Below are 13,916 nucleotides of genomic sequence, written 5' to 3'. Positions count from 1 at the left end.
CCCCCCCCGCCCCCGTTCCGTCCGCGCACCCGCCGCCCGTCTCGCTATGCTTGCTCTTACGAGCGTCTCCGCTCGATGCGGTTGACGTACCAGTCTCCTGCTGCCTGGATGATCTGAACCAGCACCACCAGCACCGCGATGCACGCGATCATGATTCCCATGTTGTAACGCTGGTAGCCGTAGCGATACGCGAGGTCGCCCAGGCCTCCGCCTCCCACAAGACCTGCCATGGCCGAGAATCCCAGCAGCGAGATGGCGGTGATCGTAATGTCTTTCACCAGCGGCACGTGCGCTTCCGGCAGCACGATGCAGAACATCGTTCTCAGCTTGCCGGCTCCGCTGGCGAACGCGGCCTCGATCATGCCCTTGTCGACTTCGGCCAACGACGCCTCGCTCAGCCGCGCGAAGAAGGCCACCGCCGCGACGGCCAAGGGGATCACCACCGCCTCGGTGCCGATTTTGGTGCCCACTACCAAGGCCGACAGCGGCAGCAGGAAGATGAGCAGAATCAAAAACGGGATGGAGCGCACCACGTTCACCGTCGCGCCCAGCACCTTGTTGAGCAAGGGGCTGTTTATGAACAGGTGCGTGCTGGAAGCGTAGAGCAAAATGCCCAGCGCGCCGCCAGCCACGATGGCGATGACCAGCGCGATGCTGCACATGAACGCGGTCTCTCCCAGCGTTTTGCCCACCTCGAGTAGAATCTCGCTGATGTTATCCGGCATGCTTCAACACCTCCAGATGCTCGACCTGCCCTCTCAGATGCGCGGTCGCTCGGTCGATTTGGTCGTTGGCGCCCTCGGCTCGCACGTACAAAATGCCGAAGGGCTTCTCGTTGATGTACTCGATCTTGCCGTGCAGGATGGAAAGGCGCACGTCGAACAGCTTCCCTGCATCGAATAGCACGGGTTCGGTGGCGTTTTCTCCCGCGTAGGTGAGCTTGATGATAGAGCCGTTTTGCTCGAACGCGCCGCTTGGCAGGGCGAAGTTCTGGGAGTGCCGCACCAGGCCTCGCAGCATCTCGGACTCCGGGTTGGAGAACACCTCGTAGGTTTCGCCTTGCTCCACCACGCGTCCGCCGTCCATCACTGCGATGCGGTCGCAGATGCCTTTCACCACGTCAAGCTCGTGGGTGATGACCACGATGGTCACGCCAAGTTGCTGGTTCACGCGTTTCAGCACGTCGAGCACCGATTTTGTGGTTTCGAGATCGAGCGCGCTGGTGGGCTCGTCGCACAGGAGGATGCGCGTGTTGGCGGCCAGTGCGCGTGCGATGGCCACGCGCTGCTTCTGTCCGCCGCTCAGCGTTTGGGGGTACGCGTCGCGCTTCTCCTCCAGGTTCACGAACTCCAGCAGCTCGACGACGCGCTCCTCGATGTCCTGCTTGCTCCAACGGGCGCACTTCAAAGGAAAGGCAACGTTGTCGTAGACGGTCTTGGCATTCCATAGGTTGAAGTGCTGGAAGATCATGCCGATGCCGCAGCGCGTTTCGCGCAAACGGGCGCCGGTCTGCCCTACGATGGATGCGCCGTCGATCACGATATCTCCCGACGTGGGCTTTTGCAGGAGGTTGATGGTGCGCACAAGCGTCGACTTGCCGGCACCGCTCGACCCGATGATGCCGAACACCTCGCCTTCCAGGATGGTCAGGCTCACGTCGTCGACGGCCGCGGTGGCGGAAGCCCCGTCTCGGGAAAACTCGACCTGGATGTTCTTCAGCTCTATCATGGAACGACCTTCCTTTGCGACGATTGCCTAGTACGAGCTGGGCTTGCCGAAGCCGGCGAAGATGTTGTCGGGGTCGTCGATGACGCTTTTGAACGCATCGGATTGCACGATTCCTTTCACAGCCTGGGCGAATTCGGCGTCGGCATCGGCGCCCTGCACGGCGATGACGTTGTAGTATCCCTCGGACAGCTGCTCGACGTAAGCCGCGTCGGCAAGGTCGAGGCCGGCGCCGATGGCGTAGTTGCCGTTGATCACCGCGACGTCCACGCTGTCCAGCACGGTGGGCAGCACTTCAGCGTTGACCTGCTGGAAGGAAAGGCCACGCGGGTTCTCCGCGATGTTGTTCACCCCTGCTTTCGCGGGGTCGACGGAGGCATCCAGCGTGATGAGGCCCGCCTGCTGCAGCACGCGCAGCGCTCGCGACAGGTTGGTGTCGTCATTGGGAATGGCGACGGTTGCGTTCGGGGGCAGTTGATCGAGCGAGCCGGCTTTGCCCAGGAACACGCCCATGGCGGCGGTGGGCACCTCGACGATGGATGCGAGGTCGAGGTTGTGCTGTTTGGAGAAGCTCTCCAAATAGGTCGCATGCTGGAACAGGTTGAGGTCGATCTCGCCGTCGGCCAGAGCATTGTTCGGCTGCACGTAGTCGGAGAATTCGACGTACTTAACCGAGTAGCCCTGCTCGGTCAGAGAGGGTTCGATGGCCTGCTCGAACATGTCTTGATAGGGTCCTGCGCACACGCCGACTCGGATAGTTTCGGCATTGGAGCCGCCGGTCGACGTACAGCCGGGCAGGATGAGCAGGGCGACGGCCAAGCAGGCGACAAGGGCTGCGGCGGCGCGGCGGGCTCGCGACGAGCGCGATCCGGCGGGGGTTTCATGTGAAGCGGTGCGGATAGTCATGGGTTTGGTCCTTTGTCTCGATGAGGGGTGCTAAGGGTAAAAAAAGAAGCCATAGGCTTCCCGTCTTCGCATGCAATGCTCTCGGCGCGCTTATGGCAGCGGGAGAACTGAATGCAGATGAAGGCAGGCACCAGGGCGCGTGGGTTGGGGCGATTGCATTCGCATGAGCACGGGCTCTCCTCTCTTCAGTGGGGTGAAAGCATTATCAACGGATGCCTAGATTGAAACAAGGGGTTTGGTCATTCGTAGTTTTGGACAGCAGTCATCTGATAAACAGATAACTCGGTTAACGGTAAAGTCGTCTACGCAGGTAAAGGGCGGGCAGGTGCACGGTTAGGGCAGGCCGTGCACCGTGCGCTGCCGAACTGCCAATTGGCTTCATTGCCGTCTTCCGCTACACTGCTCGCATTGTTTTTTGCGCGTCCGGACTGTTCAGTCTGGGCGCTTTCGATAAGCGAGGACGTATGGTACGTGAGAAATTCGGATCCCGTTTAGGGTTCATCCTGATCAGCGCGGGATGCGCCATCGGGCTGGGGAACGTGTGGCGCTTCCCTTACATCGTGGGGCAGTACGGGGGCGCGGCATTCGTGCTTTTGTATTTGCTGTTCTTGGTGGTGTTCGCGCTGCCCATTCTCGTGATGGAGTTCGCGGTGGGCCGGGCGAGCCAGAAGGGCGTCGCGCGCAGCTTCGACGAGCTGGAGCCGGCCGGGTCGAAATGGCATCGGTTCAAGTGGGCGGCCCTTGCGGGCAATTACCTGCTGATGATGTTCTACACCACGGTTGCCGGATGGATGCTGGCGTTCATGGCGTTCAGCGGCGCGGGCACGTTCGAGGGCCTGGACGCCGGCGCCGTCGAAGGGGTGTTCAACGGGCTTCTGGCCGACCCGCTTATGATGGTCGCGTTCATGCTGGTCGTAGTGCTGATAGGCGTGTTAGTGACGCGGGCCGGCTTGCGCAACGGCGTGGAGCGCATTACGAAGACGATGATGGCCGCCCTGTTCGCCGTCCTTGCCGTGCTGGTGGTGCGCGCGGTCACGCTTCCGGGCGCCGAAGAGGGCCTGTCGTTCTATCTCATGCCCGATTTCGCGAAGCTGTTCGAAGGCGGGTGGGGGACGTTCGTCGATGCCGTGTTCGCGGCTATGGGCCAGGCGTTCTTCACGGTGTCGGTGGGCGTGGGGTCCATGTCCATCTTCGGCAGCTACATCGATAAACGCTACCGCCTTACGGGCGAGGCGCTGCGCGTCGCGGGGCTGGACACGCTCGTGGCCATCATGGCGGGCCTCATCATCTTCCCGGCGTGCTTCGCGTTCGGGGTGGAGCCGGGCAGCGGCCCCGGCCTGGTGTTCATCACGCTTCCCAGCGTGTTCAGCCAGATGCCGGTGGGGCAGCTGTGGGGCACGCTGTTCTTCCTGTTCATGAGCTTCGCCGCGCTGTCCACGGTGGTGGCGGTGTTCGAGAACATCATGAGCTTCAGCATGGACGAGTGGGGCTGGTCGCGCAACCGCGCTTGCCTGGTGAACGGCATCGCGCTGGCGCTGTTGTCGCTGCCGTGCGTACTGGGCTTCAACGTGTGGGCGGGCGTGGAGGTGCCGGGTATCGGCAATATCCAGGCCATCGAGGACTTCCTCATGTCGAACAACGTGCTGCCGCTGGGCGCTCTGGTGTTCCTGCTGTTCTGCACGTCCAAGCGGGGCTGGGGTTGGGATGCGTTTCTGCGCGAGGCCGACACGGGCGAGGGCACGCGCTTTCCTCGCTGGGCTCGCGGCTACGTGCGCTTCGCGCTGCCCGTGCTCATCCTGGCGGTGTTCGTGGCCGGCTACGTACCCATCGTGCAAACCTGGCTGGGGCTGGGGTAGGCCCGCGGCGCCGGAGGGAGGGCGCCGCGGGCCGAGCGGAGCGGGGAGAAGTCTAAAGGTTTCGGTGCAACTTAGATCTCGCCCTTCACGGTTTCTGCCATGAGGTAGCCGTAGTTCATGGCGGCGTCGAAGCCCATCGCGTAGGGTCGGCCGTCCTTCTCCTCGATGGATCCGCATACGTCGCCCGCCGCGTACAGTCCGGCGACGGCTTCGCCCGAGTCGCTCAGCACGTGTCCTTCGGTGTCGATGGCCAAACCGCCCGTGGTCAGGTAGAACGTGGGGATGCAGGACACTACCCAAACGCCATCATGCGTGTCGAGGTAGGGCAGCTTCTTGCGTCCGAACTCGTCTTCCTCGCCGGCGAGCGCGTGGGCGTTATGCGTATCGAGAGTGGCAGCGAGGTCGGTCAGCCCCAGCTCCTCGGCAGCAGCCTCCACGGAATCGTAGTGCACCATGTCGCCGCGGTGCTCGAGGCATTTGTAGGTATCCATGGCGTACAGCTCGTTCTTGTTCGTGGTGATGCGGCCCGCTTCGTCGGTGACGTAGAAGAACTTCCCCCCGTTCGTTTCATCGAGAAGCGCCCGCCCAAGCACGCCGTGGTTATCCGACATGATATTGCCGAACTGCTTGCCCGACGCGTTCACGAGGATGCCTGGCGTGGTCTGGTACAAGAAGGCGATCTCGAAGTTCGATCCGGCCTGGTTCGTGGTGGACAGGAATGCGCCTAGGTCGCGACCCATGCACTCGATAGCGCCTCCCGCCTTCTGTCCCAGCTCGATGCCATCGCCGGTGGAGCCGGGTGCGCAATTGAACTTGAAGTCGGCGTACTGAGGGTAGTGCTCCTTGATCATGTCCGGGTTGGCCGCGAACCCTCCCGACGTGAGGCATACGGCCTTCGCTGTGACGGTCCAGGTAGAGCCGTCACGCCCTTCAGCTTTGAGCCCGGTCACGCGACCGTCGGCATCCTGCACGAGTTCGGTCACCTTCGTCGCGTATACGATCTGTCCGCCAAGCGCACCGATGCGATCGACCAGGTAGTCCTTCGCGTATCCGCAGCCGCCCATGTAGCAGCCGGGAGCCAAATACGGCGTCACGCCGTACGCCTTGTTCACGCCCAAGCTGTAGAAGCCCACGCCGATGCCGTGCATCCAATCCACCAGTTGTCCGGAGTTCGAGTACATGGCCGTTTGGTACGGCATCGCGCCGTCGAAGCGGTCGTTTTCGGGAACGAGGTACTTCTGCATGACTGCCAACATAGCTTGCTTGTTGTACATGGGATTGTCGTCGGCCCTGCCGAGCGCGTAGTTCGCTTGCAGCTGCGATTCGGCGGCGGCGACGCCCGAGTACGTCATGGGCATGGAGCCGCCGGCAATGTCCTGCTTCTCGAAGAGCACCACCGTTTTCCCGGCTTCCAGCAGTCGCGTCGCTGCAACGAGGCCTGCGGTGCCGGCGCCCATGAACGCCACGTCCACGTCGGCGGTCTGCGCGGCGCCGCCGCTGGGGGTTGCGGCGCCTAGGCGGAAGTCCTTCGGATTACCGCCGGCGTTCGTGATGGCGTCGGCTACAGCGCTTTGCACGGCCATCGATGTGGTGGTGGCACCGGTGACTGTGTCCACGTCGATGTTCTTGGCTTCGAGAATCCTCGTTGCCATCATCGGAGCGGCCGTGGATCCGATGCCGATGGTGTCGTCGCAGCGCAGCACGCTGATGCCTGCGATGTCGCCGCCCGCGACGGTCACCTGCACGAACAGGTCGTCGTCGTGGCCCATAGCCGAGCCTATCCATTTGCCGTCGGTGAAGCTGTCGGGCACGCTTTTCTTCTCCGGTTTGGCGTCTTTCGCCGAGTCGTTGCTCGCCTGTTGCGGCGTCGCGCATCCCGCTAGACCGCCCAGTGCGGCGACGCCGCCGAATGCGAGCGACCCCTTGAGAAAGTCCCTGCGATTGAGTTCCATAGTGTTGCTCCCTCCTCGATTGGTCGGCGTGGCTTCGTGATCGCCGTGCCTCGCCGAAATGAACAACGCGAGTATCGCCAGGCGAGGTTGTCGGAGTCGACCCCGATTATCGGTGCATGTATCGAAACGGACGGTTTCCGCCTCGCCCATTTTCGGTTATTTTTTGCATCGTGCCTGGTCAATGTCATTCGTATATGAAGGCTGCAGACGGTTTTCCATTCGACGCCCCCGTCGCCGCGCGCAAGACAAGGTACAATGCGTTCGGGAGGAAATCGCGTGACAAGCAAGCATGCAGGCATAGCCCTTGGGGCGCTCGGTTTCGGTCTGTGCAAGACCGCGATTTCGGTTGCCTACATTACGGCGATGGGCTCGGTGTCCTCTACTGTCGGATTCGTGTCCGAGCTTGATTTCATGTTCGCGATGAACGCGATTTCGTTTGCGACGGCGCTTGCGATCATCGCGCTCGTGCGCGCAGGACGGCTTCGTCCGGGTGCGCTATCGCAAGTTCCGGCTGTGATCGCGTTGCTCGTCGGGTTCTTTTTGAGCGCTACCGGCGTAATGGCGGGGCTGCCGTTCGCGGCGACGGCCGTGTTCTACGGCGTGCTGTGCGGGTTCGCGCTCGCGGTGCTCAATGCTGCATGGCTCGAGGCGTTCGTTGCGGAGCCCGATGCCGCTTACGGCGTCTACCAAATCGTGGGTGGGCTGATCGTTCAATGCGTGCTGGTGTCGGTGCTACCGCTTTTGGGGTCGCTTGCGGCAAGCGTGCTCTCCATTGTGGCGGTGGTCGTTTCGGCCTGCCTGCTCGTGCGACTCAAGCGCATGCTCTCGTTTGCCGAGCGCGACGAGCTTCTTCCGGCGAACTGCGGCGATCGCCTCTCGTTGCTGCAGGCGTTCTTATGCCTGTTCGTGCTCGTGGGCGTTGTGGGCATCCTGCACACCACGGTACTGGGCTCGCAGTCCGAGAGCATCGTAGGCGATGTGAACATGTGGATGCCGCTGGTGGCGGCCACGGCGATCACCGCGTTGGTGGCAGGGCTCACCATGCGACATCCCGATCCCACGGCCGTCTACAAGGGTTGTCTGCCCGCGATGCTGGCGATCCTCTCGTTGCTGCCGTTTTTCGGCGAAGCGCTCGGCGGGCTGGCCGGTCTCGTCATGATCACGTGCTACGACGTGTGCGGCATGGTGTTCCTGCTGTTCATAGTCGATCGTGCACGCACGTTGCGCATGTCGAGCTATGTGCTGTCAAGCGTGTACCTGGGCGGCTCGGGTCTGTTCTTGGTGATCGGCCTGTCCATAGGCGGCGTTCTGGGCGCGCTCAGCGCCGATTACGGGCTGTCGTTGTTGACGCTGCTCGCGTTCGCGGCCATCTACCCGTTGGCCATCGTGCTGGTGGTCGCGTTGCGCCGCGCGCATCCGCAGGACGCGTCTTCCGCCGCGGCGGGGGAGGGTGGGGAAGGCGCGCCGAGCGCGGATGCCGTTCCCACCGTCGACGACGCGCTGGGCGCGGGCGTCGACGCGGTGGCGGCGCGGTTCGAACTGACGCCGCGCGAGCGCGAGATACTGGGCTACTTGGCACGCGGCCGTACAGCCAAGTTCATCGCCGAAGAGCTGGTCATTTCCGAGAACACCGCGTGGGCCCACATCAAGCGCGTCTACGCGAAAACCGGTGTCCACTCCAAACAAGAGCTCATGAGCGTCGTCGAGCAGCAAGGAAGAAGCCGCTAGAAACGAAAAGCGCCCCGGCTGAGGGAGGGAGCCGGGGCGCACGGGGAGGGTGACGGTGGTGCGGGCCTACTTGGCTTGGGCGTCCCACGCTTCGAGGCTTGCGGCGTTTCGTCCTGCGATGCGGCCCCACACCATGTTCTCGGCGTTGTTTCCGCCCGAGATGCCGTACGTGTGGCCGGCCATGTTGCCGAAGCATCCGGCGGCGTACAGGCGCGGGATGGGCTGGTCGTTGCAATCGACGACGTTCGCTTCGGTGTTCTTTTTCGGGCCGCCTAGCGTGGAGCAGCCGCCGGGGTACAGGGGCCAGGCGTAGAACGGGCCGTCGAGCGAGACGGGCGCGAGCGTGTCGGCGGTTCGATCGAATGCAGGGTCGTTTCCTTCGTCGCAGTATGCGTTGTACGTTTCGAGCGTGGCTTGAACCGATGCGGCGTCCGGGGCGTTGTCGACGGCGGCCATCTTCGTGCAAAGCTCTTCGAGGGTGTCGGCTTTGATGATCCAGCCCTTTTCGATTTCGGTTTGGTTGTCGACGCTCCAACCTTCGAATCCTCCGCACTCGCTGGGAATGTCTTCGAGTGCCATGCCGATGGCGGTGGAACCGCCGGGGGTGTTCAGCACACCGCCCTTCACGGCACCGAGCGGCCCGGCATCGATGACTTCTTGGCCGGCGATCACCCAGGTGGGAATGCGCTCGAAGTCGGCGAGCGTCGAGTCGTTGAACTTTTCGAATTCGTGCCATCCCACATGCGGGCTCAAGAACGTGGACTCGGCGATCCACCGCTTGCCCAGGCGGTCGAGCATCACGTAGTTGTTCGCGCCCGGCGTGACCGTGAACGCGTACGGCCACTCGAAGTCTTTGAAGTAGGCGTTGTACGAGCCGATGATGTTGTTCATATGCCACAGCTGCGCGCCCACGTTCTGCACCATCTTGATGCCGTCGCCCGTGTTGAACGGCCAGCCGTAGAAGCCGCTCATGGGGTAGCATTTGCAGTATTCGTTCTTGAGCTCGTCGTTGAACTCGAATCCGCCCAGCGTCATCACCACGCCTTTGCGCGCTTTGACGGCTTTCGGTGCTTCGTCGTCGCCGATGAGCGTGTAGCAGCCGACTATCTCCTTCGTGTCGGGGTTTTGGATGAGCTCCTCGTCGTGGCAGTTGAAAACGACTTCGATGCCGAGGTCGGAACGTGCTTGGTCAAGCGTATGCCAGCCTGCGTTGCCGCCCTTGGTGGGATCACCGAACGAGCAAACGTGCATCGCCTCGGCGCCTTCGATCCAGGGATATTCGCAGCTGGAGGTGCCGCCCGAGGCGTTCGTGCCCTTCTTGAGCTCCGTGTCGATGTTCCAGTAATCGCAGTAATCCATGTTCTGGTAGCACTCTTCCGCCCACGCTCGCGCGATGTCTTCAGGCGTGTGGCCCTTCGAGAAGCCGGTGATGTACTGCACGGCTCCGTCGATGTCGTCGACCCAGGTGTACTCGCCCATGTTGATGGACGAGTTCCCGCCTCCGCGCGAGGGAGCTTTCTCAAGCACGAGCACGTCGGCCTCGCCCTCGTCCTTCGCGGTGACGGCGGCCCACAGGCCCGCGCCGCCGTAGCCGATGACCAGCACGTCCGTCTCGTAATCCCAGGTTGACGGCATCCAATCGTCCGATGCGGAGGCTTTCTGCGCACAGCCTCCCAGCGCTCCTGCGGCAGCAACGCTCGCGGCGGCGATTCCCGCCCCCTTGAATAGGTCGCGTCGTGTCAAGCTCATCTCGATCCCCTTTCCTGTGCGGTTCGCTGCACGTGCAGCGGGTTCCTAACTATGCTCATGGCAGGTGTAGCATTCGAACACGTCGGCATGGTGGCAGCTCATGCAGTACGCTTTGGCGTCCCCTTGCAGATCGGTCTGCTCCTCGTGCATGCTGTGGCAGTCGGTGCAGGCGATCTGGCCGTGCGTGTCGGTTTCCGGCAGCTCGTGCGGGTTGACGGTGGTGCCCTGCGCATCGGAGAGCGCGGTGCACGAGCTGCTTTCCGCTGCGATTTCATCTTGATCGTGGCAGCTCAGGCACACTGATGCTTCAACCGTGGTCTGCTTCAACCTCGATGGCATCCGGTCGTCTGACGAGGCGCCCTCATGCTGCTTGGCCAAGGTCGCGGTGTCGGTATGGCAGTCGGCGCATTGCAGGCTCGTGTGCTTCGAAGCCGTGCACGCGGCATCTTGCCGCGAGGACGCTTCGTCGGCGTGGCAGGTGCTGCAATCGGTTTCGGTCGTCCACTCGGTCAGCGTGATGGACCCGTTTGCGGCCTCCGCCTTCGGCGCCGCTCCCTGAGAGGCCGCTTCCTGCGGTGAGCAGCCCTGCAGGCACCCCAGCCCCGCGGCGCAGGCGAGCACGCTCGCGCAGACGGTCAGCAGTACGACCGATTTTGCGTTGGCGCGTACGATCGCTTCCCCTTTGTTCAGCTTCATGGTTCCTCCTTTCCGTGGCGTGAATTCCAACGGGCTCCATGGTGGCAGGAGAAGCGGGCGCAGAACTCCCCTCCGACATATGATTTGCGGCGAAAACCCTTCATCTGTTTCAGAGTATTTCCTGTTGGTGGGCCGTGCGGACCCTGCGAAGCAAGCTATGATGAAGGTGCTTTCAAACAGGCTGCATGTTCTTGGAGGGCATATGGCACAAGGGGACGAGGGCGCGCGGGGCGCCCGGGTTGAACGCGGAGCGGTGCGCACGGGCCGCTGCGCTGCAGGACTGGCGCTGCTGTGGTTCTGGGTGCCGTGGGCTGCGGCGATCGCGCATCCGTTGGAACAAGGCGCTCTGCTGGCCCCGTTGCTGGCGACGGCCCTGTTCTTCGGCGCGTGCGCATGCGCGGCGCTTGCCGCGCTGCGGCTGGCGAAGCGCGTCGGTACGGGGTACGCGCGCATGGGGGACGTGCTTGCGGCAAGCGCGGGGAGCCTGGGAAGCGTGATCGCCCTGCTGGCGTACGCGGCGGGCGAGGCAAGCCTCGCGTTGCAGGTGCTGGCGATGCTGCTGTCGGGGTTCGCGATGGGGCTCGCCATCGTTCGGTGGGAGCGGAGCGTGGCCGGCGTGTCGGAGCGGGGGATGGTGGGGTGCGCCGCCGCTCTGCTGGCATCGTGGTCGGCGCTGTTGTACGTCCTGTTCGCGGGCGGTGGTTCGGGGGCGAGCCTGGCGGGACTCGCAGGCGTGGTCTCGCTTGCCGTGCGCCCTCGTGCATTGCGGCCCGATGCGCAGGATGTGGTGGTCACCCGGCTGCTCACGTTGCAAACGGCCTCGTTTCTGAAGCGCTACGCGGGAGCGTTCGCGGCGTCGGGGGCGGTGACCACGTTCGCGCTCATCCAATTCGCCTCCGCGCGGTTCGCGGTCGTGTCCGACGATACGTTTCTGGTGCTGCTGCTGGTTGCTCCCGTGTTTCTGCTCGTCCTGCTGTGCGCGTGGCTGCCCAAGCGCGAGCAGAACTTCATGCTGGTGTTCCACCTCTCGTTCGTGGTGGCGCTGCTGGCCTTGTTCCCGGTCAACCCGGGAACGCCGATATCGCTCAACGTGTCTGTGGCGTTCTGCCTGTTGTGGATCGGGTCGCTCGTGGGGTCGCTCCTGGTCATGGGATCGCGGGTGAATCGGGCGCTTCGGCCTTGGTGCGATCCTTGCGGCCTTGGGCCGGCGGCGTTCTGCCTGGGCGTTGCCGCGGGCGCGCTCGTGGCCATCGGGTGGACGATGACGCCCGACTTCGAGACGGTGGCTTCCGGCTCTCCCGACGGCATCGTGAAGGTGAGCGTGGTCACCTCGTTCGCGCTCATCGTGCTGTTTTGCGCGACGAACGTGGTGCTGCGCGGATCGATGCTGCGGCGGGTGGAGCTCATCGCGCGCGGTCGCATCACGCAAGTGATGCCGGCGCCGCGGTCGTTCTCCGGATCGGAGGCGCACGGGGAGGGAGACGCACCCGATGCGCTGCAGGATGCGTACCGGCGCATCGCGTTCGACCGGGGGCTCACGCCGCGCGAGTTGGACGTGCTCGTGGTGCTGGGGCGGGGCAACACGCTCGCGCGCGTGCAGAGCGAGCTGGTCATCTCCGAAGGCACCGCCATCACGCATCGGCGGAACATATACCGCAAGCTCGACGTGCACAGCAAGCAGGAGCTTCTCGACTTCGTCGAGCGCTACGCGCGCGCATGAGTCGGGGGAGGGACGTTCTCCTCCTACGGGCGCAGCTTCATATGGATAGCTTGGGCGGGGCAGGCTTCCACGCAGGCACCGCATTTCGAGCATTCGGGGATACGCTTGCTGTGGGGATCCACTTGCTCGGGGCAGGCTTCCACGCAGGCGCGGCAATCCACGCCCGAGCTGCGCAGGCATGCGTCGGCGCGCACGCGCGGCCGCAGGGTGCGATTCAAGCCCGAGATCAGGGACACGAGTGCGCTCACAGGGCAGATCTTCGCGCACCACTTGCGCAAGAACGCTATCTCCAGCACGAGGATGGCAGGGAAGATGATTAGCCCCCACGACGTCTCGTTGAACTGGAACAAGTGCCACACTCCTATGAAGGTGGCAAACGTGAGCCCAATGGGGCACACGAGGCAGAACACGGGGAATCCGAAAACGGCCGAAGCTCCCAGCGCGCCGAGCAGCGTGGCATGGCGCGTGTCCAGGCGCAGGCCGTCGCGCCCTCCTCCCACGGGCGCGAGCGCGCAAGAGGCGCAGCGGTGGCCGTCTTCGCGAGCGTGGGAGCAGGCGTGATGTGCGGCGGAGACACTGCCGTCTGCGGCCTTGCGCTTACCCGGCTTGAAGAGTCGCTTTAGCCAGGGGGCGGGGCACATCCAGGCGCAGAACGCCTTGCCCACCAGGGCTATCACCAGCACCATACCCAAAAGCAGCAGCAGGGGTTGAAGCATGATCTGGCGTGCTCCGAACATGGTTTCAAGTGCACCGAGCGGGCAGATGGCGGCTATGGATTCGATACCGAACGCGGAAGGCGTGCCGATGCCGATGCGGAAAGTCAGGCCAGCGGCGACTGCGCATACGGCAAGCGCGAAAGCAGCCCCACGCGCCTTGCGGAAGGGGAAGCGTCGCGTCCGGCCTTCTGCCTGTCGGTCGTGGTCCGCGGAGGCTTCACGCGAAGCTTCCGTGCAATCGGCGACTCCGGTTTTCTCCGACAGCACCTCATTGGGCTCGTCCATCAGGCGCTCCTCTCAACGTTGATGCCGCGTTGCGTGCCGCCGGCAAACGACCGGTACGTGTTCGAGGGGCAGCGGTACTCGCAGATGCCGCAACCGTTGCAGCGGGTCGAATCCACAATGGGCCGCCCCGACGCGTCGGCCGAGAGCGCCTCGTAGGGGCACGCATCCACGCACACGCGGCAACTTCCCGAAATCCAAGCGATGCAGCGCTGCGGGTCGATGACCGCAAGGCCGATGCGGTTCGCTTTCGCGTCCACGTCTCGAATGGCGCCGGTGGGGCACGTTTGCTCGCAGCGCCCGCAAAAGTCGCACAGCCCACGGTGAAAGTCCATCACGGGCGTCCGCCAGTTGAGCAGCCCGTCCTCGAGCGTGCCCGTGCGAACGCATCCCTGCGGACACGCCGACCGGCAGCGATCGCACTTCAGGCACAGGCTGCGGAAGCGCTCCTCGTCTTCGGCGCTGGGAGGCCGCAGGCAGGTTGCGCCGCCGTCGAGTGCGGAAGCGGCGCTTCCCACGGCGAAGCTGGCGGCGACGAGCGCGCTGCCAGCTACGAGCGATCTGCGAGAAAGCGACAGGGTCATGG

Annotated in this window: 11 protein-coding genes; 3 read left to right on the top strand and 8 right to left on the bottom strand. The window is 63.8% G+C overall.

From position 1 onward, the window contains the following. Nucleotides 1–56 precede the first annotated feature (56 nt). From GT613_RS09160 to GT613_RS09150, 3 genes are read right to left on the bottom strand one after another with little or no spacing between them, the layout of a single operon-like run. Complete coding sequence (locus tag GT613_RS09160; protein WP_009306010.1) at nucleotides 57–725, bottom strand: methionine ABC transporter permease; 669 nt, start codon at nucleotides 723–725, stop codon at nucleotides 57–59. Next, nucleotides 715–1,728: a methionine ABC transporter ATP-binding protein gene (locus tag GT613_RS09155; RefSeq protein WP_161172597.1), complete on the bottom strand. Its 1,014-nt coding sequence runs from the start codon at nucleotides 1,726–1,728 to the stop codon at nucleotides 715–717. The genes GT613_RS09160 and GT613_RS09155 overlap by 11 nt, the downstream gene beginning before the upstream one ends. Nucleotides 1,729–1,755: 27 nt before the next feature. After that, nucleotides 1,756–2,631 (bottom strand): MetQ/NlpA family ABC transporter substrate-binding protein, encoded by an 876-nt coding sequence (locus GT613_RS09150; RefSeq protein WP_009608184.1) that lies wholly within the window; start codon nucleotides 2,629–2,631, stop codon nucleotides 1,756–1,758. Nucleotides 2,632–3,095: 464 nt separating this feature from the next. Between GT613_RS09150 and GT613_RS09145 the strand changes: the two genes are divergently transcribed. Then, nucleotides 3,096–4,487, top strand: a complete 1,392-nt coding sequence (locus GT613_RS09145) for a sodium-dependent transporter (protein WP_009306013.1) — start codon at nucleotides 3,096–3,098, stop codon at nucleotides 4,485–4,487. A gap of 71 nt (nucleotides 4,488–4,558) precedes the next feature. On the opposite strand, the gene GT613_RS09140 is transcribed toward GT613_RS09145, so the two are convergent. Further along, nucleotides 4,559–6,439, bottom strand: coding sequence for an FAD-binding protein (locus GT613_RS09140; protein ID WP_009306014.1), 1,881 nt, complete (start codon nucleotides 6,437–6,439; stop codon nucleotides 4,559–4,561). A gap of 276 nt (nucleotides 6,440–6,715) precedes the next feature. On the opposite strand from GT613_RS09140, the gene GT613_RS09135 reads away from it, so the two are divergent. Then, nucleotides 6,716–8,167 carry a helix-turn-helix transcriptional regulator gene (locus GT613_RS09135; RefSeq protein WP_161172596.1) on the top strand — a complete coding sequence of 484 codons (1,452 nt, stop codon included), beginning with the start codon at nucleotides 6,716–6,718 and terminating at the stop codon, nucleotides 8,165–8,167. Between the two features lie 66 nt (nucleotides 8,168–8,233). Here GT613_RS09135 and GT613_RS09130 read toward each other — a convergent pair whose 3' ends face one another. Both GT613_RS09130 and GT613_RS09125 read right to left on the bottom strand, forming a co-directional pair. Beyond that, complete coding sequence (locus GT613_RS09130) at nucleotides 8,234–9,916, bottom strand: FAD-binding protein (protein WP_021409735.1); 1,683 nt, start codon at nucleotides 9,914–9,916, stop codon at nucleotides 8,234–8,236. Between the two features lie 45 nt (nucleotides 9,917–9,961). After that, nucleotides 9,962–10,612, bottom strand: coding sequence for a cytochrome c3 family protein (locus GT613_RS09125; protein WP_021409737.1), 651 nt, complete (start codon nucleotides 10,610–10,612; stop codon nucleotides 9,962–9,964). 202 nt (nucleotides 10,613–10,814) lie between these two features. Between GT613_RS09125 and GT613_RS09120 the strand changes: the two genes are divergently transcribed. Further along, nucleotides 10,815–12,332 (top strand): response regulator transcription factor, encoded by a 1,518-nt coding sequence (locus GT613_RS09120; RefSeq protein ID WP_057384972.1) that lies wholly within the window; start codon nucleotides 10,815–10,817, stop codon nucleotides 12,330–12,332. Nucleotides 12,333–12,355: 23 nt separating this feature from the next. Here GT613_RS09120 and GT613_RS09115 read toward each other — a convergent pair whose 3' ends face one another. Further along, the gene (locus GT613_RS09115) at nucleotides 12,356–13,333 is read right to left on the bottom strand and encodes a 4Fe-4S binding protein (protein ID WP_052106104.1); all 978 of its coding nucleotides are present in this window, start codon (nucleotides 13,331–13,333) and stop codon (nucleotides 12,356–12,358) included. Continuing rightward, on the bottom strand, nucleotides 13,333–13,914 hold the full coding sequence (locus tag GT613_RS09110; protein ID WP_021409751.1) for a 4Fe-4S dicluster domain-containing protein: 582 nt from the start codon (nucleotides 13,912–13,914) through the stop codon (nucleotides 13,333–13,335). The genes GT613_RS09115 and GT613_RS09110 overlap by 1 nt, the downstream gene beginning before the upstream one ends. Nucleotides 13,915–13,916: the final 2 nt, after the last annotated feature.

The sequence above is a fragment of the Eggerthella sp. BIOML-A4 genome (genome assembly GCF_009875575.1).
In the GTDB taxonomy this organism is placed as follows: domain Bacteria; phylum Actinomycetota; class Coriobacteriia; order Coriobacteriales; family Eggerthellaceae; genus Eggerthella; species Eggerthella lenta.
The sequence above is the reverse complement of the archived record's forward strand: the minus strand, read 5'-3'. Positions and strand labels throughout refer to the sequence as shown.